The organism is Pontibacter fetidus (assembly GCF_010119545.1).
GTDB lineage: Bacteria > Bacteroidota > Bacteroidia > Cytophagales > Hymenobacteraceae > Pontibacter > Pontibacter fetidus.
Window position 1 is genome coordinate 1 of sequence record NZ_JAAEAA010000004.1, and the last position, 19,791, is coordinate 19,791.

A 19,791-nucleotide genomic window follows, 5' to 3' on the forward strand; every position below is an offset into this window, starting at 1 on the left:
TATAGCCTTGAACATCGCCAGAAAATGTAGCTTCCACTCTATGAAGGATGCGATCACAGCTTTTGCCAACAAAATAACACTGATGGCTAAATACATTAGAACTTAACGACCCTGCCTTCAAAGGGGGTAGGGGGATGACAATCAGCAACTATAAGACCATACCTCCAACTTTAGCAATAACAGCAGCTAAAAAAATCCCTCTCCTGTTTTGGGGTAAACTCCCTCTCCTTTTAGGAGAGGGCCGGGGTGAGGTAAAACAGCACCTATGAAACTACAGCTTCAACTATAGCAATGGAAGAAAATTCCTCTCTTGATAGGGCATGGTGGTTTATCACTGTCAAACTTACAGCAGTGAACCTTAACTATAAGTAATCATCTACTTAGAAACTTTTAGCAATATAACGTCTATCTTTAGCCGAAATAACATTCAGCAACTAACAATCAGCAATCAAATGCGCGTAGTTATACAGCGGGTAACGCAGGCATCGGTAACTATAAATAAAGTAGTAAAAGGCGAGATCGGGTTAGGCTTGCTGGTACTGGCCGGCTTCACACCCACTGACACTGACGATGACCTGAAATGGACGGCCTCTAAAATAGCCCAGCTCCGAATCTTTAGCGATGCCGACGACAAAATGAACCTGAGCGTGCAGGATGTGCAGGGCGACATTCTGGTGATCAGCCAGTTTACTTTGTTTGCCAACACCAAAAAAGGAAACCGCCCGTCTTACATCAATGCTGCGCCGCCAACTATAGCCATTCCGCTTTATGAGCAGTTTATAGGTTACCTGGAGGCCGCTTTAGGCAAAAAAATTCAGACCGGCGAGTTTGGTGCCGACATGAAAGTGGCTTTACTGAACGATGGCCCGGTAACAATAACAATAAATTCTCAGAACAAAGAATAAAATAAACCAGAGCGGCATTATCTAACTTTCTGAAATACGTATATTCAACTATAGTTATACTTTAAGTTAGATATGTTATGGTTGTGCCTGCTTTTAGTACTCGTCTCTTATCAGTTTGCTGCTGGTTTTTGCTTGCAACTATAGTTTGCTCGCCAGCATTTGCTCAAACCGACACCACTACTACCCAAACCACTGCCCCGCAGCGCTGGATGATAGAAACAAAAGATGGGTCGGTATACCAGGGTATTTACCTGGGTAAAGATGAAAATGGCATACGACTGCAAACCGAAAGTGCCGGTATCATCACTATCCCCAACGACCAGGTTAAGAGCTACCGCATATTAGACGAACGCAACTATAAAAACGGGCAATACTGGTATGAGAACCCAAACTCCAGCCGTTACCTGTTTGGCCCGTCGGCGTTTAGTTTACGGAAAGGCGAAGCTTATTACCAAAACACTTACCTCGTTTTAAACTCCTTTAACTATGGCCTTACCGATAACTTTACCATTGGCGGAGGTTTTGAACTGATCTCCACTTTTTCCGGGGAACCTACCTTTTTTATAACTCCTAAGTATACTTTTCCGGTTGCAGAAAAATGGCGGGCAGGTGCAGGCGTGTTATACTTGACCTCTACGCTGGCTGACGATGGCTTTTCGGGATTAGGGGTGGGCTATGGTATTGTAACTTATGGCAACACCGATAACAATGCGACCTTAGGCCTTGGTTATGGCTACGTAGACGGCGAATTTGCCAGCAGGCCAATTGTTACCCTGAGCGGCATGAAGCGGGTAAGCCGCAAACTTGGCCTGGTTTCAGAGAACTGGTTTGTGCCAAGCGAGGATATAAGTGGTGGTATTTATTCGTATGGCTTACGATTTATGGGCGAGCGCATAACAGTTGACCTGGCCTTCCTGAATAACAAAGACATTATGGAAACTATAGTTATTGGTGTGCCTTATGTTGATTTTGTGGTTAAATTCGGGAAATAAAACCTGACCAATGACCATACAAGACGCCCAGCAGCTGGTAGATAACTGGATTAAAGAAAACGGTGTGCGCTATTTCAGCGAGCTCACCAACATGGCAATCCTTACCGAAGAGGTGGGTGAAGTGGCCCGCATCATCTCCAGGCAATACGGGGAGCAATCGTTTAAGCAAAGTGATACCGGAAAAAACCTTGGCGACGAGCTGGCCGATGTGCTGTTTGTACTCATTTGCCTGGCTAACCAAACCGGCATAAACCTGACCGACGCTTTAGAAAAAAATCTGGCCAAGAAAACCCAACGCGACAGCCAACGCCACAAGCAAAACCCAAAGCTGAAGTAAGTTGAGGAGTTAGTGAGTTTGGGAGTTAAAGAGTTAAGAAGTTTGTAACCCCCTCGCTCGCGTCCCGCGAGTGTGCGCTACAAGTGGTGTCCCGCCACGTTATCACTCAGATTTAAACCATAGCACTATTAATAACTATATCTGTAACTATAGATTATATATCAGCTCGGCCAGAGTCCGCTAGTAGCGCACACTCGCGGGACGCGAGCGAGGGCTAAGATTTTATCTAAACCCAGAAACAAAAAAGGGAAACACAGACCACATCCGTACTTCCCTTTCTAACTCTTAAACTCCCAAACTCTCTAACTCTTTAGCTCCTTAACTGCCAGGTCTACCAGTTTATCGTTTTTCCAAACCGGTAACACATCATAGGTATCATGTTGCAGGCAAAATTCGATGTCTTTGTGTATCTCCAGGTTTTCGAGGCGGCGAACGTGCGAGGATTGTCTCAGGAAAGAAACTAAGTCATTTTTAGCCGTTTGGTAAAGATGCAGAGAGGCAAGGGTAGCATCATTTTCAAATGCAAAGTCATCCTGAAGTCTTTCCGCCAAAGCGCCGGCATATAAAGTATCTTCCAGGTTGAATTTGCCTTTCCAGCCGGCACATACTACCAGTACATCCAGTTGCAGTTCTTTCAGGTGCTCAACTACAGCTTGTAAGTTCAGGAAAGCGCCAACTATAATTTCGTCGGCTTCCATAGATAGATGGATAGCGCGCGTACCGTTGGTGGTAGTAATAGCTATCGTTCTGCCCTTTACGTTACCATCCATGTAAGCAAATGGCGAATTGCCCAGGTCAAAACCTTCGGCTTTTATGCCGTCGCGTTCTGCGGCTATCAGGCATCCTTTTTCGGCGTAGGCCTGGCATTCTTCCAGCTTCATTACCGGAATAATATCGGTAGCGCCATGTGCAAACGCCGTAACCATTGTGGAGGTAGCACGAAGTATATCCACAGCCACTACGGCCTTTCCCTTCAAATCATACAAGTGCAACAGCTCCGGGCTGAAACACACATCTATACTTGGCATTTTGAATTGCTAAATTGTTGGATTGTTGATTGTTGATCAGCTATTAACCCTGCTTATGATAGGGCACTGGTTGGTCATCCCCCTACCCCCTTCAAAGGGGGACACTCACCTTGTGTAATTCTAAACTATAGTTTTACGATAGAAGAAAAAGTCCCCCTTTGAAGGGGGTAGGGGGATGATTTTACCAGGAGATCAACAATTAAAATTACTTCTTAAGGATAGGCAGTTTTACGATCTGGCCTTTCATGTCTTTGTTACGCACGCGCACAAATATCTCGGTGCCTGGCTTGCTATACTCGGTTGTAACATAGCCCATACCAATGCCTTTGCCCATAGATGGCGACATAGTACCAGATGTAACTTCACCAATCTGCTCGCCTGCTTCATTCATAATCTCGTAATGTGCTCTCGGGATAGCTTTTTCCAGCATCTCGAAACCAACCAGTTTGCGCTTTACGCCAGCTTCTTTCTGTGCTTTCAGGTTGTCAGAGTTCACAAATTCTTTATCGAACTTCGTGATCCATCCAAGACCAGCTTCCAGGGGCGAAGTAGTGTCGTTAATGTCGTTACCGTACAGGCAGAAACCCATTTCCAGGCGCAATGTATCGCGGGCACCTAAACCGATCGGCTTAATACCGTGGGCCTTGCCTGCTTCCATAATGGCATCAAAAACGCGCCTGGCATCTTCGTTCTTCACATAGATCTCAAAACCACCTGAACCAGTATAACCTGTAGCAGAAACGATCACATCTTTAACACCGGCAAACTCACCTTTATCAAACGTATAGTATACCATGTTAGCCAGGTCCAGCTTTGTAAGTGGCTGTAACGCATCTACCGTTTTAGGACCCTGCACCGCAAACAGCGACATCTCATCTGAAATGTTCGTCAGTTTTACGCCGCCGGTGTTATATTTGCTTACCCACTCCCAGTCTTTGTCGATGTTAGAGGCATTTACTACCAGCATGTAATCTTCTTCGCCCATACAGTAAACGAGCAGGTCATCCACGATACCGCCCTGCTCGTTCGGGAAGCAGGAGTACTGTACTTTACCTGGCGTAAGTTTAGAAGCGTCGTTAGAGGTAATGCGCTGGATCAGATCCAGAGCGCCCGGGCCCTGCACCAAAAACTCGCCCATATGCGACACATCAAAAATACCTACGGCATTACGCACGGTGTTATGCTCTTCCAGGTCTGATGAGTAGCGAACTGGCATATTATATCCGGCAAAAGGCACCATTTTAGCGCCCAGTGCTTCGTGTACATCATTTAAAGCTATTTTCTTTAATTCCATGATCTTAATTTCTCAAGGGGTTGTAAGGCAAAAGTAAGTAAACTTTTTAATCTCTGATGGCTGAATGGGTAAATTGTTAGCAGGCTACTGTGCTATACTTTCACCAACTCTTTTTCATTTTTCCCGATCAGCGTTTGTAATATAAACCCGAACACAATGACAGCAACACAACCAATCACGTTAAACCACAGAAAGGCTATTTCGGTGAAATAAAAACAGTAAAGTACCACTACCTCGGCAAGTATAGCGGCAAAGAAAACCGCGTTGCCTTTAATGCGCTTAAAGTAAAAGGCCACCAGGAAAATACCCAGTATAGTTCCGTAAAAAATAGAACCGATAATGTTAACCGCCTGGATCAGGTTATCGAGCATAGAGGCAAAAGTGGCGAAAAGTATAGCGATAATACCCCAGGCTATAGTTAGCACTTTAGATGCATTAACATAGTGCATCGGGCTGCCATTTGGGTTAATGGAGCGCTTATAAATATCTACTACCGTAGTAGAGGCCAGTGCATTCATTTCAGAAGCTACCGACGACATAGCCGCCGCAAATATCACAGCCAGCAGCAAACCTACCAACCCGGCAGGCAGGTATTTCATGACAAACGAGATAAAAACGTAATCGGTGTCTTTGGTTTCGGCGTTGGGTACAGCTTTTGTAATGAGGGCTTTTACTTCTTCGCGCACTTCTTTTCCGGCTGCGTTCAGATTCTCTACTTTGGTTTCGGCGATGGCAATGGCAGCTTCGTCTTCGGTTTTTAAGGCAGATACCAAGCTCTGCATTGCCTGTTTTTTTTCTTCAAAAATAGAGCTATAGTTTGCTTCAAGAGTGCGCAGTTCGGTGGCGTGTTCGGTGGCGTATAGTTTGCTTTTGGTGCCTTCGTTAAAAAACACCGGCGGCTCGTTAAACTGGTAAAAAACAAACACCATTACCCCGATAAACAGGATCATAAACTGCATTGGTATCTTCAGCAGGCCATTAAACAGAAGGCCCAAACGGCTCTCCCCTATCGATTTACCACCTAAGTAACGCGCCACCTGGCTCTGGTCTGTTCCGAAGTAAGACAGTGCCAGAAACAAACCACCTGTAATCCCCGACCAGAAATTATAACGGTCGTCCCAACTGGTTTTCCAGTCCCAGTTAAAGTCTACTACGTTCATTTTGCCCAGCTTTCCGGCTACCGCCACGGCATCACCAAAACCCACGTTATCAGGCAAATAGCTCACTACCATTATGCCAGCGATGATCATTCCGCCCATCATCACGGCCATTTGCTGTTTCTGGGTTACGCTCACCGCTTTGGAGCCGCCCGACATGGTATAAATAATAACCACCACGCCAATCACCAAGTTAGTAATCGTTAAGCTCCAGCCCAGCATCGTAGAAAGAATAATAGCAGGCGCATAAATAGTGATACCCGCGGCCAGGCCTCGCTGAACAAGGAATAATAAAGCAGCTAATGACCTTGTTTTAAGGTCGAAACGGTTCTCCAGAAACTCGTAGGCCGTGTAAACATTAAGCTTATAAAAAATGGGGATAACCGTAACAGAAATGATGACCATAGCGATGGGCAAGCCGAAATAAAACTGCACAAAGCGCATCCCGTCTTCGTAGGCCTGGCCCGGCGTAGACAAAAAGGTAATAGCACTGGCCTGCGTCGCCATAATTGATAAGCCGATGGTCCACCATTTCATGGAGTTGTCGCCTTTCAGGTAGCCTTCAATGTCCTGGCTGCCTCGGGTTTTCCAGATGCCGTAAATAACTATGAAGCCGATGGTGCCCAGTAGTACGATCCAATCTAACGGTCTCATTCGTAAATTTTAGTAATGATGTAGAACAGAGCGATCATAAAAGCCAGGTTGCCCAGCACAAGCCAGTACATGCCTTTCCAGGAATTAAAAAAAGGCGGCTTTTCAATGGGTGGTTCTTCGTCTACAGGGTGATTGTTTTTCATGTTTTCTTATTTGACAAAGGACTATTCGACAAAAGACAAAGGATTCATCTATAGTTTAGTCTTTTGTCCTTTGTCTAAAAGTCTTTTGTGTAACCTACTTCATACTTGACTTAGATGCATTGCCCGAACCGTCGTGTTTGCCCAGCGAGATCAGGTTTACGAACAGGCGGTAAGCACCCGGCACACCGGCTGGCAACTCTCTGAACCACGAATAACCGGTATAGATATAGTTGCCTTTGCCATACTTGGCTACCAGCAAACCACCGTTGCGGGCAGGCTCACCAGGGTCGTTTGATGAAAGAATAGCTTCGTATTCCGGGCTCCATTCGTTCGGGAAGTACAGGCCGCGCTCCTGCACCCAACCTTCAAAATCTTTTTGGGTGATCTTGTTTGGCTCGTTCAGCACAGGGTGGTTTGGCTTCAGGAAACGTACTTCAGCATCTTCCACAGTTACTCTGTCGCGGCTTAGTTTCAGCGGGTATGGACCTACGTTTGGCATTACCAGCGCATGATTGGTATTATACTGAACAATCAGGTTACCTCCGTCCTTTACATATTCCAGTAAAGTTGACTGATGATGTTTTAAACGATCCACGGTATTGTAAGCACGAACACCCAGGATAATGGCATCGAACTGCTGCAGGTAACTCAGACGCATGTCGCTGTCGCGTAGCAAGGTTACATCATAGCCGATCTGCCGTAAGCTGGTTGGAATATCGTCGCCGGCCCCCATCAGGTAACCTATTTTCTCGCCATTCTTTTTCAGATCCAGCTTTACGATTTTAGCCGTAGCATCCGGAAAAGTAGTTTGCGCAGGTATGTGGCTATAGTTGATCTCGTTCAGGCTCTGGCTATAGTTTTTGCCATCTATAGTTGCGACGGCTTTCAGTTCGGCTTCGCTTTGGCCTTTAGGTGGCGTAACGGTAAATACAGCGTTCTGCTCCGCTCCTTTCGCCTGTAAACTGAAATCGATAGTTGCCGGCTCTGCTTTCCAGCCTTTGGGTAACTGTAATGTCACCTTGCCCGCAATGTTTGCTTTGCCGGCTTTTACGCGCACGCTTATCTGTTTTGGCTGCTGATCGGCAAACATGTACACACCCTCCGTTATATTCACAAAAACAGGCGGCGTAACTATAAACGGGCGGTATACTTCGCCAGCTACCGGGTCGGTGCGTTTGTACACGACAGGTACTGTTACTGCTAACGGCTCTCCGGCTATAGTTAGGTTAAAAGTTACTTTGGCAGCTGCATCGTTTTCTGGCTTCCCTATATTTTCAAAACCACTAACAGCAAACATACCCAATGTACCCGGCTTTTGCAGCCAATAAGGTTGCGAGTAAGCTATAGTTGTGGGCAGTGGTATAGTGGTGCTGTACTTTAAAAGCTCGTTAGGTGCCAGTTTACTTTGCAGGGTGGTATCTTTTTTGGCAAAACTATAGTTGATGGATTTTATAGTTACCGGCGTGGCAGAACGGTTAATGGCTTCAATGTTAAACGCAACAGGTTGCCCCGGCGTGGCGGCATAATCTGTGGCCGCTACTTCCAGGTATAAGCCCAGTGCATCCTGTATCACTTCGTTAATGGCTTCTGTTTTCAGGTTTTTCCAGTTGCTGTCGGGTAACTTTTGCAGTTCTTTTCGGGCTGCCAGTAAGGTCGGAACTATAGTTGCAGGTTCGGTAGGTTTGTAGCTGTCAATAGCTTTCTGGATGAGTTTTTCTACTTTATCGCCCCCTTTTACACGCGACCAGGTGGCATTTATACCTTCCAGCAATTCTTTATCTGCTTTGGTGCCTTTGGTGTGTTGCAGGTACTCTATACTGGTGCCGCGCGCCGCCGATGCCCCAAAGCCCTGGCTTTTATGCATGCTGCGGCTGGCTGCCGCAATTTCGCCATACGACTCACCCAATAACGGATTGTAACCACCCACATCTACTTTCAGTAGCTCATCTACATACTTATCAAACTCGGTCTGGCTGCCAAACGACCAAACTCCGGTGTTCCATAGCAACCGCTTTGGTTGCCATACTTCCACATATTTCAGTTGCTCCGGAAAGCGTTTTGGGTCGGCGGCGGCAGTAAAAGCTTCTTCGGCCAATACAGCTGATGCGGTATGTTGCCCGTGACCAGCGCGCTCATCTGGCGGAAAACGCGTAATCATTACATCGGGTCTGAATTTGCGGATCACCCAAACCATGTCGCCCAATACCTGTTCTTTATCCCAGATCGTAAACGTTTCTGCTGCATTTTTAGAAAAACCGAAATCATTGGCGCGGGTAAAGAACTGTACCCCACCATCGGTGCGTCGGGCCTGCAGCAATTCCTGTGTCCGGATAATGCCTAAGTCTTTACTTATTTCGGGTCCTATCAGGTTCTGGCCACCATCGCCGCGTGTTACCGATAAATAGCCCGTGTTGTATAGTTTCTCGTTGCTCAGGTACGTTATCAGGCGGGTATTTTCATCGTCGGGGTGGGCAGCAATGTACAGTACCGACCCCAGCACATTCAGCTTTTGTAGTTTATGCAACACATCAGCCGACGATGCCCTGGCAGGTGCCTGTGCCTGCAGGGGTGCAGCAAAACAAACTGTTATACTTATCCCTAACAACAGGTAAAGTAAGTAAGACCGGATTTTCATAGTTGTGATCAATGCAGTGTAATAAATAAGGTAACCCCAGAATTTTCTTTAAAGTAAAGCTAAACAATTTGGGCAACTATTTAGTAAATGGCTTTATTCTATCAGATAAAAGGCATTTCTTAGCAGATAAACAACACTATAAATAATACATAATCAGTTTAGGGCATAATCATATTTTACCATATTCATCTGCTAAAAATCCATAAACCCCTGTATATAAAACGGATTAAGTTTAACTATAACTACTTATATTGGAAGGGTTTAATCAAAAAATAAAAAAATACAGATTGTTGTATCTATATATTTCATATGCTATGTTTGTAGTACACAAAGAACTTTTTGATTTTTTCTGTTAAATACTTTTTTAAACACCACGAACTAAACTAGCCTTAGCAGCGTTCTCAGCAGGAATTTAATCGGCTTTATTCCACTGATATGCCACTGGCCCTGGTTCCTGGTTTTAGCAGACGAGCATGGCAAACCAACAAGACAGTAAGATAGAAAACTTTGCTTTCGACTATCTGAAAAACTATTATACCCAACAGCACACAGTTGCCAACATACTGATCGGACAAGGGGAGAAAACCAAACGTGGCAGTGTTGCGGATGGCATGCTTGCCTTTAAGAAAGCTACCGGCGAAATATTTGTTGCCAACATCAGCATGGAGCAATCGCAGCGCTTAACCGGTTTGCTTGTAAACTATAAAAAGAACGGCTTAAGTAAACTACGCCTGCTTACCCCGCTTTTGCTTGCTGCGCTCTGTTTTGCACTGGGCAAATCTATGGATAACATTCTTGTTATGTTAATTGCCCCAGTGGTTGTTGCACCCATAGGGTTTCTGCTTCATACACACTTTCTTAAAAAATACCTTAACCACCAGGTCGAAACGCTGCTCAACAATGTAAAACAAGTGCCTGCTGACGAGCAATGGATCGGTTTATCTATCAGTAGCCTGGTTTTCAGAAACAACCCGTTAGCTAAAATTGTATTGGATATGTGTCGCGACAAAGGCATCGGATTGATTACAGTTGGCCAGCGCAGTAAGGTGGTGCTGATGCAACGCCCGCAAAACAAACCAAGCCGCCACAGCGATTACCTGAGATACTACGATTCGGAAGCAAATATCCGCCGCGCGATAGACGAAAACCACGTACTGCGGGTAGCGTAAAACACATGCCAATAGCAGTAAAAAGCTCCATGTTTCCTGAGAAGTGAAACATGGAGCTTTTTATTTAGTACAATAACTAATTATTACCCAGGCTTTAGCTATCTGAAAAGCTGGCAAAGCCTGGGTAATATGGTATTACTTTATACAAAGGTACTGTGGATATACTGCTTAAAATACTGGCTTATAGTTTGGGGTTGCTGTTGTTGGTTGCCTGCCGCGGCCAGGAACTAAAGCGTATGCCTGATACCCTGCCAGATATAAACGGGAAGATAAGCAGCCTTACCCAAACAGCCACTACACAAAATAACACGCATTTACAGTTGCTGGTAGAGGCCCCTCAGAATACCGAATCGGCTTACGCGCAAGCAAGTGTTAAAGTAGATGATGATACCCTGATAGAGGACAAGGACGGGAAACGCTTAAAAGCCGGGCAGTTAAAAGAGGGCCAGCACGTAGAAGTATGGTTTAACGGTGCTGTAAGGGAGTCGATGCCGGTGCAGGCTACAGCTGTTGCCATCCGGGTAGGCAATTAGCTATATGTTTAACTTAATAAAATCATTACAACAGGGTAGTAATAACTTGCTTGTATCCGTATAAAAATCTGGTAAAGTACCCAGACAGTATAGTTTAAAGGAACTTGCCTTGTCATTGTACTACTATAAACCTGTTGGCCGGTTAATATCCCTCTCATTCGTTAACCTTTCAGGACTAATTGCACCGTATGAAACAAGCCCAATTAAATGAGATAAAGGTTGCGAACGCACAAGGCGAACATTATTTAACTATAACCCAGCGGCCCTTGTATGTTTATGCCAAATGGAGCGGCCATATAACCAGCGACGATGTGATTAAAGCCGCTAACTTGTACCTGGAGTACGTTCAGGAACACCCCTGCAACAAACTGCTTAACGATAAGTCTGATGTTACCGGCGACTGGGAAGACGCCAACGACTGGCTTGAGTTCGACTGGTTGCCTGCTGTGTATAAAGCAGGTTTAAGGTGTCTGGCTCATGTGTATTCCCTTAGCATGTTCAGTCAGCTGTCTGCCCGCGACCTGCGCGATCGGGTAATGCCCCCGCTGCTAATGAAAAACTTTATGGATTTTGAGGCTGCAGAAAAATGGCTACTGGCCTGCAAACCCAATAACTATAGTATGCCCGCCTAACCAACCTGAACAATAGCTTACAGCGCGTTGTCTGCCAGGGCAGCCGGAGCTTCATATACTACTTCAACAGTATCCAAAACTATAGTTGCTACCGGCTCTTCGTAAGCAACAGGTTTCGCTACTATAGTAGCACCAGATTTTTCTACGCTTGTAGCTTCCTGACATACAAGACCAAAACCGAATAAAGAGGCAGATAAAAGAACTAGGATTTTCATAATTGTAAGTATTAATAGTGTAAAACATGTAATTGATGTAGCAAAGATATTATACAGTACTATGTAATGCAAGCTACTGTTTCATGTATTACTACTAACTTATACCAACAACCTGTTTTTCTCCGTGAACGGGCTGTTTAAGCAGATTAAAATTTCCAACAAAAAAGCGGTTTCCTATCGTTTACCCACCTCCGGGCGGAAGCTTATTTTTAGCCTGGTCCCGCAAATCCCCGCTTATTCAGCTATATTTACTTGGTATTTTAAAATCTATGGATCAAAACCTAACACAACAACCACCTGAAACGCAGGAGAAGCATACCGGCTTTAAGCGCGAAATAACCTTATTTGATGCCATCATGATCGTGACAGGCGGCATGATTGGCTCAGGCATTTTTATAGTTACCGCTGATATTTCCAGAACGGTAGTTACACCTGCTAACATGCTGCTTGTCTGGGTTGTATCCGGTTTCCTGACTATAGTTGGGGCTATCAGTTATGGCGAACTATCAGCTATGTTCCCGAAAGTAGGCGGGCAATATGTTTACCTAAAGGAGGCTTACAACAAACTGGTAGCTTTCCTGTATGGCTGGACGCTGTTCCTGGTAATACAGACCGGGGTGATAGCAGCAGTGGGCGTGGCCTTTGCAAAATTTACCGGAGTTATCTTTCCGTGGTTCTCCGAAAAAAATGTGCTGCTTAGCATAGGCGGGTTTACCTTTACTACTGTGCAGTTGCTGGCTATCGTCAGTATCATTTATTTAACTTACATCAACTCAAGGGGTGTAAAAAGTGGCAAACTGATACAGAACATTTTTGGCAGCACCAAGCTCATTGCCTTGTTCGGGCTTATCCTGATGGGCTTCCTTTTTGGCGTTAACGATACTGCTATACAGGCCAACTTCTCTGATTTCTGGGGAGCACAAACAGCTACCGATGGCACAGCACTTTTACCCCCAACAGGTATTGCACTGGTTACAGCTATAGGTATGGCTATGGTGGGCGCGCTTTTCTCTTCTGATTCCTGGAACAACATTGGCTTTTCGGGAGATGAGATCGTGAACCCGAAACGAACTATCGTTTTAAGTATGGTGATCGGGTCTGCACTGGTAACCGGCATTTACCTGCTTATTAACCTGGTTTACCTGCTGGTGTTGCCAATGCACGGCAGCGCCACCGCAACCGACGTGCTAGGTCAGGGCATTACATTCGCCAACAACGACCGCGTGGCCACAGCAGTAGCCGAAATAATAGGCGGATACAAAGCAACTATAGCTATTGCCGTATTAATTATGGTATCTACGTTTGGCTGCAACAATGGCGCTATTCTTTCGGGGGCGCGGGTGTATTATGCCATTGCCCGCGATGGGTTATTTTTCGCGAAAATGGGCCAGCTAAATAAAAACGGCGTACCTGCCGCTGCCCTTTGGTTACAGTGCATCTGGGCCTGCCTCCTTTGCCTGTCCGGCTCTTACAACGACCTCCTGGACTATGTGATTTTTGCTGTGATGCTGTTTTATATATTAACCATAATTGGCGTGTTTGTACTTCGGGTAAAACGCCCGGACTTACCACGACCTTACAAGGCATTTGGTTACCCGGTATTGCCTGCTATGTACATCCTGCTGGCATCAGCTATCTGTGTTATCCTGCTTATCTATAAACCAGACTTTACCTGGCCAGGGCTGATTATTGTAAGCTTAGGCATCCCGGTTTATTATCTTTTCGGAAGCAAATTCTCGAAACAGCAAGCAGGTTAATAAAAGTAACCAACATTTTTGTAAGCGCCTGCTTTGTACAAAGCAGGCGCTTTTGTTTTTAAGCATTTACATGTAGCTATAGTTTGGATGCAAAGCTTTAAGCGTTATCTGCTAAGATGCATCCTATAAACTTATAGCTAATAGGGCCTGGCCGGTTCAATTATATCAGAACAAGAAAAAATTTAATGCAAACTGAGGCGGATATTGCTATCAATCACTTTCCTGATTACAAGTTTTAACAGCACGCATTACCACAAATAGTGCAAATAAAAAAAGAAACTTTTATAGTTTACCTTCGTTACTTTATTTAATATCCCCCTTATAAAATACAATCCGGTTATATTAAATAATGTACTTATGAGGCTATACAATACTATCTTATCTCAAAAGAGCTCAATAATCACTGCATCTGTTCTATATTTTTTAGCTATAGTTTTGCTAGCTTTTATTGGGCTACAGCCTTTTGTAAAGGTCTCGGACCTGACCCGTGATGTGTCAACTATAAACGGCGGGAAATTTTATTATGGCTTTCTGTCAAGTATAGGTATCCTTCTATGGTGCAGCACAGCTACCATCTGCCTTGCCTTTACTTATCTATTATTTAAAATGAACATAAAGATCAATGCCTTCGTTTTTTGTGCCGGTCTTTTAACTACCATGTTACTTTTTGATGACCTCTTCCTGATACACGAATATGTGGCGCCTAAACGTTTAGGGATTAGCGAAGAAATCGTTAAAGCAATTTACCCCTCCGCTATTCTGCTTTTCCTCATTTTCTTCCGCGAACAGATCTTTAGTTCTTCTTATTTTGTGTTTTTGTCGTCTTTAGGTTTTCTGGCTTTATCAATAGTAATTGATTCGTTTATACCCCAAAACATGCCCCACCAGTACTTATTTGAGGATGGCTTTAAGTTTATGGGTATTGTGGGCTGGTTTTATTACCTGAGCAGCACGTGCTACACGCTTTCTAAAAATACCCTTGTAAAACAGAATCAAGAAGAACATATGGTCATTAATCAGTAATAGTTTACCCAGCACACAGCATTTATACCTATAATTTTAAGACACCCTGATACTACCACATCCACTGCACAACTATAGTTTGGCTGCCTTATTTGCGGCATGCGTATAGGTAACCTATACAATCCAACTATATGAGTACCGTATACTTTATAAGTGGCCTGGGCGCAGACGAGCGCATGTTTCATAACCTGAAGCTGAAGTGCAAACACATTGCGTATGTGCATTGGATAGAACCCGAAACTGACGAGAGCCTGCACGAATACGCCAAACGCCTCCTGCCCCAGATCCATCACCCCAACCCCATTCTGGTAGGCATGTCGTTTGGCGGTGTGGTAGCTATTGAACTGGCCAAGATCATCGACCCTAAATTAACGATACTTATCTCGAGTATGGCCAGTAGCAGATCGTTGCCGTGGTACTATAATTTTATGGGCTGGCTCCGGCTACACAAGATTGTTCCGGTACCCCTCATGAAGCGTTTTCACTTTTTAGCGCCCATGCTTTTTGGTGCAGCCACTTACGAAGAAAAAGCGACCCTGAAACAGGTAATACTCGAAACCGACCCTCATTTTCTGCGCTGGGCGCTGGGGCAGTTGTTAACCTGGCACCAACCCGACCATTACGAGCACGTGACCATGATCCACGGCACCGCCGACCGCATCCTGCCCATACGCTATCACCACAACATCATCCGTATAAAAAATGCCGGACACCTGATGGTTTTGAGCCATGCTAAAGAGATAAGTGCTATCTTAGACGATTTAATCGGAGATTGTACCCCATGACAGACAAGAACAGATACATTGCCAGAACTATAAACGGCCCCGAAGTGGAGCTGACCCAGGCCACTATTATCCGGAGCAACAACCTTTACCCTTTCGGGAAGCACAACTACGCCATTTACGAAACACCAAACGGGCAATTTGTGAAAGGCATGAACAATGGCGAGCGCGAAATTATGCTTACCTCTTATGAGCTGATCGAAGAAAGCGAAGCCCGCAACTATAGCCACCCCTATTACCGCGAAGACTAACTATGCAATTCAGTTTCTGGGAGCAGCAAACGTATTTCAGTAACATTGATGTGCTGGTGGTGGGCAGCGGTATAGTTGGCCTGAATGCCGCTTTGCACCTGAAAACTACGCAGCCTGCGCTTAAAGTTGTAGTTGTAGAAAGAGGTTTGTTACCAACCGGAGCCAGTTCTAAAAATGCCGGCTTCGCCTGTTTCGGCAGCCCCACCGAGTTGCTGGACGACCTGACCCACCATACCGAAGACGAAGTTTTCAGTTTGGTAGAGCGCCGCTGGAAAGGCCTGCAACGCCTGCGAAAGAATTTAGGCGATGTAACTATAGATTACCATAACTGGGGTGGGTACGAGCTGTTTGAACCGGCACAGGAGCAACTTTACCAGCAAAGTATAACCCAACTCGCTTACCTTAACAAGCACCTGCAACCTATAGTTGGCGAACCGGAAGTATACCGCGTAGCCGATGAAAAAATTAGCACCTTCGGATTTAAAGGCATCAGTCACCTGTTGGAAAGTACCGCCGAAGGCCAGATTGATACCGGTAAAATGATTCTGGCGCTCACCCAAAAAGTGCAGGCCCTGGGCGTTATTATTCTTAATAACCTGGAAGTAAAGCAGCTGCACGACCAGGGCACAACTATAGTTGCCACCACCAATAACGATATAGATTTGAAAGCCCGTGCCGCCCTGGTTGCTACCAATGGTTTTGCCCGTCAGCTTTTGCCAGAGCTACAGGTGGTGCCTGCCCGCGCACAGGTATTGATAACCAAACCAATTTCTGGGTTAAAGCTAAAGGGTACGTTCCATTACGATAAAGGCTATTACTACTTCCGTAACATCGGTAACCGGGTATTATTTGGTGGCGCCCGCAACCTCGATTTTAAAACCGAAGAAACTATGGAGCCAGGCCTCACCGACCTGGTACAAAACAGACTGGAAGAGCTTTTAAAACAGGTAATACTGCCTGCCACCAATTTTGAGATAGAACAACGCTGGAGCGGTATTATGGGCATGGGGCCGGCTAAAACAACTATAGTTCAACCAGTTTCGGAGCGGGTAAGTTGTGCCGTACGTATGGGCGGTATGGGCGTAGCCATCGGCTCGTTGGTAGGCGAAGAAGGCGCTGAACTTATATTACAGCAACTATAGTCAGCAAAAATAAAGGGCATTAAAAAAGGGAAGTTGCATAGCGTAACTTCCCTTTTCAGTGGTAACTGATCTTGTAATTTAAGCCGATATCCATTTGTGTGTTGGGTTTTGGGTCTGGTGCATTTGTCTCTGAGAAATCTCTTTCTCCGCTTTGTAGAATTGCTGATACTCGTCTTCGCTCAACTCCTCCCGAAGGGCAATATGGAAGCTGGCAAGCTGTGGGTAGAGTTTGTTCCGCTCCTGGCGTTCCTGTGGGCTGTCGGTGTTAAAGTCATAAAAGCTTTTCATTGTTTGTTTTAGGTTTAATTAACTGATTTATAATTGATTGAAAGCATTAATACTACCTCTTTCAAAAATTTGTTTTCTATATAGCTGTCAAAAAGTAAACAGTTACCATCTGCCTTTTCAGAGCACTTAAAAATAAAAACCGGCCATACTTTGTACGTATAGCCGGTCTGTTATTCTTATAGTTATCCTTGTTTATAACTGCCTTTTACCTACGGTTTATCAGTTATTTGGTAACTGAATCAGTTGCGCTGCGCCTGTAACTATAGCTGTAGTTCTGTTTACCGGGTTTTCGGGTACAGCCCTAGCACTGGCAGCAATAGAACCCAACAAGAAAACAGCCACTAACAAATAAGCAATAATCGTTTTTATATTCTTCATACTCTCAATTTTTTCAGGGAGCAATTGTATCACTACTACAATGCATGTGCCTGTTCAATTTCAAGTGTTGTGCCAATTTTGCAAAAATCTACATTTTAAATAAATTATATTATTGATAATCAGTAAAATATAATTAAAAATCATCAATAACGCATCAACCTGCATCGTAAAACTATGGTTACCAAACACAAAAGCCCGGCTACTGTACCGGGCTTTTGTGCTATAGTTGCAAAAGGGCTAGTCAAACATCCGCATCAGTATCGGGAAAAAGATGACCACCATAATAGCCACTTTGCTTTCCATCATTATTTTCAGGTACAAGCCGGCACTGGTCAGCATTTCCGAAGTTAGCTCAGGCAGGTCGCTGTTTATCAATAAAATGCCTTTACCAAAACTAAAGGTAGCCTGCTTAAACATAACACAGGTATTGCCCGCCATATCCTTTATGGTAACATCCCGCGACAACGTTTTAGAGGTTAGCATGTAGTTCTCACCGTTGCTGAGCTGTATCCGTGTATTACCAAAAACAGAAGTATGAGCAACAGCTACTTGCTCGCCGTTATACAGGATTTCTACATCCTGGTCAAACCAGCCTTGCTGTTTAAAGACAAATGTGCCCTTTGCCGAAGTATAGGCCGCGTCATAACTAAACCAGCTCCCAAAGGCAAGATTACCCACATGCAAACCATCGGCAAATGTGTCATACGCGCGGCTGCCCCAGCTTTTCTGTTTCCAGTACAGTGTTTTCATCAACTATAGTTTCTATTTCAGGCCAAGCACTTCCACGCCCTGCTCAAACACTACGTCCACAGGTATATTGGCTTTGCTCAATCGATCGAGGTCGGCTTGCAGGTTAGCGTCTACCAGGCCTTGCTCATCTAACATTTTACCAACTCCTGCATAATCGCCATTGCCCTGCAGGGTCAGTATTTTTTCGGATAGCTTGTTCATGGCTTCGCGCATTTTGGTATAGTTTACGCGGTATTTGCCCGTTGCTGCGTCGCGCTCAAAAGCACCGTTCTCTTTAAAGAAGTTGAAGCGAACCATGTTTGCCTTGCCATGTGCGCTGGATGCACCAAAACGCACCGACCTGAAAATACCAGCCAGAAACGTGGTATAATAATCTTCGAGGCTGCCTTCTACCTGGCCTTTTTCGTGCAGCTGCGTGATCATGTACAAGCCAAGAATATCGGCTTTACCTTCTTCCAGGGCAGATGCATGCTCTTTCAGGGCTTCGCGTACCGTACCTTTTCCGTTAACAGTGTTTTTAATACCTAAGCCGTGCGCCACCTCATGGAACATGGTGTTGGCAAAAAATGCATCAAAAGTTATGTGTTTCTGCTGATCATCAGCAATCAGCTCATCGGCAATTGGTACCAGTATTTTATCAAATTTCGCGCGCATGGCATTCTTTAACTGTAGGCGGCGCGTTCCGCGTTTCAGCTGTACTTGTTCGTCGTTTGGCAGGTTGATGGCTATCGTTTTGCTACCTGCATTGCTGTCGCCTCCATAAAATACCACATCGTAAGCATTCAGGTCTGAGTCGGTGCCCGGCGTTTCTTTTTTATAGGTTGCCGCTACAGGCAGGCCGCGCTGTAGTTCCGGTAAAAAGGCTGCATACTTGGCCAGTCGCTTGCTCCAGTCCTGGTCTTTTATTAACACATAGGCTTCGTGTGCTGCTTTATAACCAAACAAGGCATCCTCATACGTCTCTATCGGCCCGATTACCACATCAATGGTGTTGTTTTTCATGTCCATCCAGGCCAGGTCGCTTGGCTGGTAATTATCTGTTAAAAGGGCGTCGGCACGCAGGGTAAGGTATTTTTTAAGTCCGGCATCATCGGCCAGGGCAGCCGCCTGCTTCAGCAAATCCGATGCTCGTTTTACATCATCTTTAAACTGCACATGGTAAGGCACGGTAATCAGTTTGCCGCTCGCATCACGACGCACAAACGTATACAAGCTGGTTTTATCTTTCAGGTTGGCCTTTTCAAACTCTTCCTTGGTCATGTTGGTTGGGTAAAAGTTTGAGCCGGCAGGTTTTGGCCCTACACCTGGTATGAAAGGTGCGTTATTGTTAAGTCTGTCCCAGGGGCCATAGTTTATTTTTACAAATTGTATGGCAGCGTCGTTATCCAGCGCGGTCAGCAACGAGTCGCCTTTGCCGTAAGCTTCGTACCAAAACAGTTTGTCCATAATTTTGCCCGCCTCAATCAGCAACGGAATCATTTGCCGTTCTTTGGCTGTCAGTTTGCTCATATCGGCCGTAAGCTTAAAGCTGGTATACATGTCCAGTTTTTGCTGCAGGCTGTCGGTAGCTGGTGTGGCAGTAGTAGTGGTTTCGGTAGTTGTGCTGGTATCTTCGGTGGTTTTGTTGTTGCAGCCAACCGAAGCAACCGCTATAGCCGATGCAAATAATAAATGGCGTAGTTTCATTCTAGTTTTATCTGTTTAGATTTAGGTTCAGGTATCAAGT

General features: G+C 45.1%; 21 protein-coding genes. 11 read left to right on the top strand and 10 right to left on the bottom strand.

Translation table 11 applies throughout. From position 1 onward, the window contains the following. The first annotated feature begins 452 nt into the window (after positions 1-452). The 3 genes from dtd to GWO68_RS03630 all read left to right on the top strand — a co-directional run bounded on the left by dtd (position 453) and on the right by GWO68_RS03630 (position 2,234). Positions 453-905, top strand: a complete 453-nt coding sequence (dtd, locus tag GWO68_RS03620; protein ID WP_162345062.1) for a D-aminoacyl-tRNA deacylase — start codon at positions 453-455, stop codon at positions 903-905. Positions 906-1,033: 128 nt separating this feature from the next. Further along, on the top strand, positions 1,034-1,897 hold the full coding sequence (locus GWO68_RS03625) for a hypothetical protein (RefSeq protein WP_162345063.1): 864 nt from the start codon (positions 1,034-1,036) through the stop codon (positions 1,895-1,897). A 10-nt stretch (positions 1,898-1,907) separates the two neighbouring features. Beyond that, entirely contained in the window at positions 1,908-2,234 is a 327-nt protein-coding gene (locus GWO68_RS03630; RefSeq protein WP_162345064.1) for a nucleotide pyrophosphohydrolase, read from the top strand. Positions 2,235-2,536: 302 nt separating this feature from the next. Here GWO68_RS03630 and GWO68_RS03635 read toward each other — a convergent pair whose 3' ends face one another. From GWO68_RS03635 to GWO68_RS03650, 5 genes are all read right to left on the bottom strand, one after another. Beyond that, positions 2,537-3,262 (bottom strand): 2-phosphosulfolactate phosphatase, encoded by a 726-nt coding sequence (locus GWO68_RS03635; RefSeq protein ID WP_162345065.1) that lies wholly within the window; start codon positions 3,260-3,262, stop codon positions 2,537-2,539. Positions 3,263-3,467: 205 nt separating this feature from the next. Then, positions 3,468-4,556, bottom strand: coding sequence for a glycine cleavage system aminomethyltransferase GcvT (gcvT, locus tag GWO68_RS03640; protein WP_162345066.1), 1,089 nt, complete (start codon positions 4,554-4,556; stop codon positions 3,468-3,470). A gap of 92 nt (positions 4,557-4,648) precedes the next feature. Beyond that, entirely contained in the window at positions 4,649-6,367 is a 1,719-nt protein-coding gene (locus GWO68_RS03645; protein WP_162345067.1) for a sodium:solute symporter, read from the bottom strand. Then, positions 6,364-6,510, bottom strand: a complete 147-nt coding sequence (locus GWO68_RS17715) for a hypothetical protein (protein ID WP_202923665.1) — start codon at positions 6,508-6,510, stop codon at positions 6,364-6,366. Before GWO68_RS17715 ends, GWO68_RS03645 begins: the two co-directional genes overlap by 4 nt. 94 nt (positions 6,511-6,604) lie before the next feature. Continuing rightward, positions 6,605-9,145: a PIG-L family deacetylase gene (locus GWO68_RS03650; RefSeq protein ID WP_162345068.1), complete on the bottom strand. Its 2,541-nt coding sequence runs from the start codon at positions 9,143-9,145 to the stop codon at positions 6,605-6,607. A gap of 473 nt (positions 9,146-9,618) precedes the next feature. Here GWO68_RS03650 and GWO68_RS03655 point away from each other — a divergent pair, with 473 nt between their 5' ends. The 3 genes from GWO68_RS03655 (at position 9,619) to GWO68_RS03665 (ending at position 11,479) form a co-directional block, all read left to right on the top strand. Next, on the top strand, positions 9,619-10,314 hold the full coding sequence (locus GWO68_RS03655; protein ID WP_162345069.1) for a hypothetical protein: 696 nt from the start codon (positions 9,619-9,621) through the stop codon (positions 10,312-10,314). A 155-nt stretch (positions 10,315-10,469) separates the two neighbouring features. Next, entirely contained in the window at positions 10,470-10,847 is a 378-nt protein-coding gene (locus GWO68_RS03660) for a DUF3221 domain-containing protein (protein WP_162345070.1), read from the top strand. A gap of 188 nt (positions 10,848-11,035) precedes the next feature. Beyond that, entirely contained in the window at positions 11,036-11,479 is a 444-nt protein-coding gene (locus GWO68_RS03665) for a hypothetical protein (protein WP_162345071.1), read from the top strand. 17 nt (positions 11,480-11,496) lie between these two features. On the opposite strand, the gene GWO68_RS03670 is transcribed toward GWO68_RS03665, so the two are convergent. Beyond that, complete coding sequence (locus GWO68_RS03670; protein ID WP_162345072.1) at positions 11,497-11,694, bottom strand: hypothetical protein; 198 nt, start codon at positions 11,692-11,694, stop codon at positions 11,497-11,499. Between the two features lie 269 nt (positions 11,695-11,963). On the opposite strand from GWO68_RS03670, the gene GWO68_RS03675 reads away from it, so the two are divergent. The 5 genes from GWO68_RS03675 (at position 11,964) to GWO68_RS03695 (ending at position 16,649) form a co-directional block, all read left to right on the top strand. Then, positions 11,964-13,451, top strand: a complete 1,488-nt coding sequence (locus GWO68_RS03675; protein ID WP_162345073.1) for an APC family permease — start codon at positions 11,964-11,966, stop codon at positions 13,449-13,451. A gap of 435 nt (positions 13,452-13,886) precedes the next feature. After that, on the top strand, positions 13,887-14,474 hold the full coding sequence (locus GWO68_RS03680) for a hypothetical protein (RefSeq protein WP_162345074.1): 588 nt from the start codon (positions 13,887-13,889) through the stop codon (positions 14,472-14,474). 131 nt (positions 14,475-14,605) lie between these two features. Continuing rightward, complete coding sequence (locus GWO68_RS03685) at positions 14,606-15,259, top strand: alpha/beta fold hydrolase (protein ID WP_162345075.1); 654 nt, start codon at positions 14,606-14,608, stop codon at positions 15,257-15,259. Beyond that, positions 15,256-15,507 carry a hypothetical protein gene (locus tag GWO68_RS03690; RefSeq protein WP_162345076.1) on the top strand — a complete coding sequence of 84 codons (252 nt, stop codon included), beginning with the start codon at positions 15,256-15,258 and terminating at the stop codon, positions 15,505-15,507. The genes GWO68_RS03685 and GWO68_RS03690 overlap by 4 nt, the downstream gene beginning before the upstream one ends. 2 nt (positions 15,508-15,509) lie before the next feature. After that, entirely contained in the window at positions 15,510-16,649 is a 1,140-nt protein-coding gene (locus tag GWO68_RS03695; RefSeq protein ID WP_162345077.1) for an NAD(P)/FAD-dependent oxidoreductase, read from the top strand. 78 nt (positions 16,650-16,727) lie between these two features. On the opposite strand, the gene GWO68_RS03700 is transcribed toward GWO68_RS03695, so the two are convergent. The 4 genes from GWO68_RS03700 to GWO68_RS03715 all read right to left on the bottom strand — a co-directional run bounded on the left by GWO68_RS03700 (position 16,728) and on the right by GWO68_RS03715 (position 19,751). Further along, entirely contained in the window at positions 16,728-16,937 is a 210-nt protein-coding gene (locus GWO68_RS03700) for a hypothetical protein (protein ID WP_162345078.1), read from the bottom strand. A 219-nt stretch (positions 16,938-17,156) separates the two neighbouring features. After that, positions 17,157-17,315 carry a hypothetical protein gene (locus tag GWO68_RS03705; protein WP_162345079.1) on the bottom strand — a complete coding sequence of 53 codons (159 nt, stop codon included), beginning with the start codon at positions 17,313-17,315 and terminating at the stop codon, positions 17,157-17,159. 237 nt (positions 17,316-17,552) lie between these two features. Then, the gene (locus GWO68_RS03710; protein ID WP_162345080.1) at positions 17,553-18,065 is read right to left on the bottom strand and encodes a hypothetical protein; all 513 of its coding nucleotides are present in this window, start codon (positions 18,063-18,065) and stop codon (positions 17,553-17,555) included. 12 nt (positions 18,066-18,077) lie between these two features. Then, positions 18,078-19,751, bottom strand: coding sequence for a dipeptidyl-peptidase 3 family protein (locus GWO68_RS03715; protein WP_162345081.1), 1,674 nt, complete (start codon positions 19,749-19,751; stop codon positions 18,078-18,080). Positions 19,752-19,791: the final 40 nt, after the last annotated feature.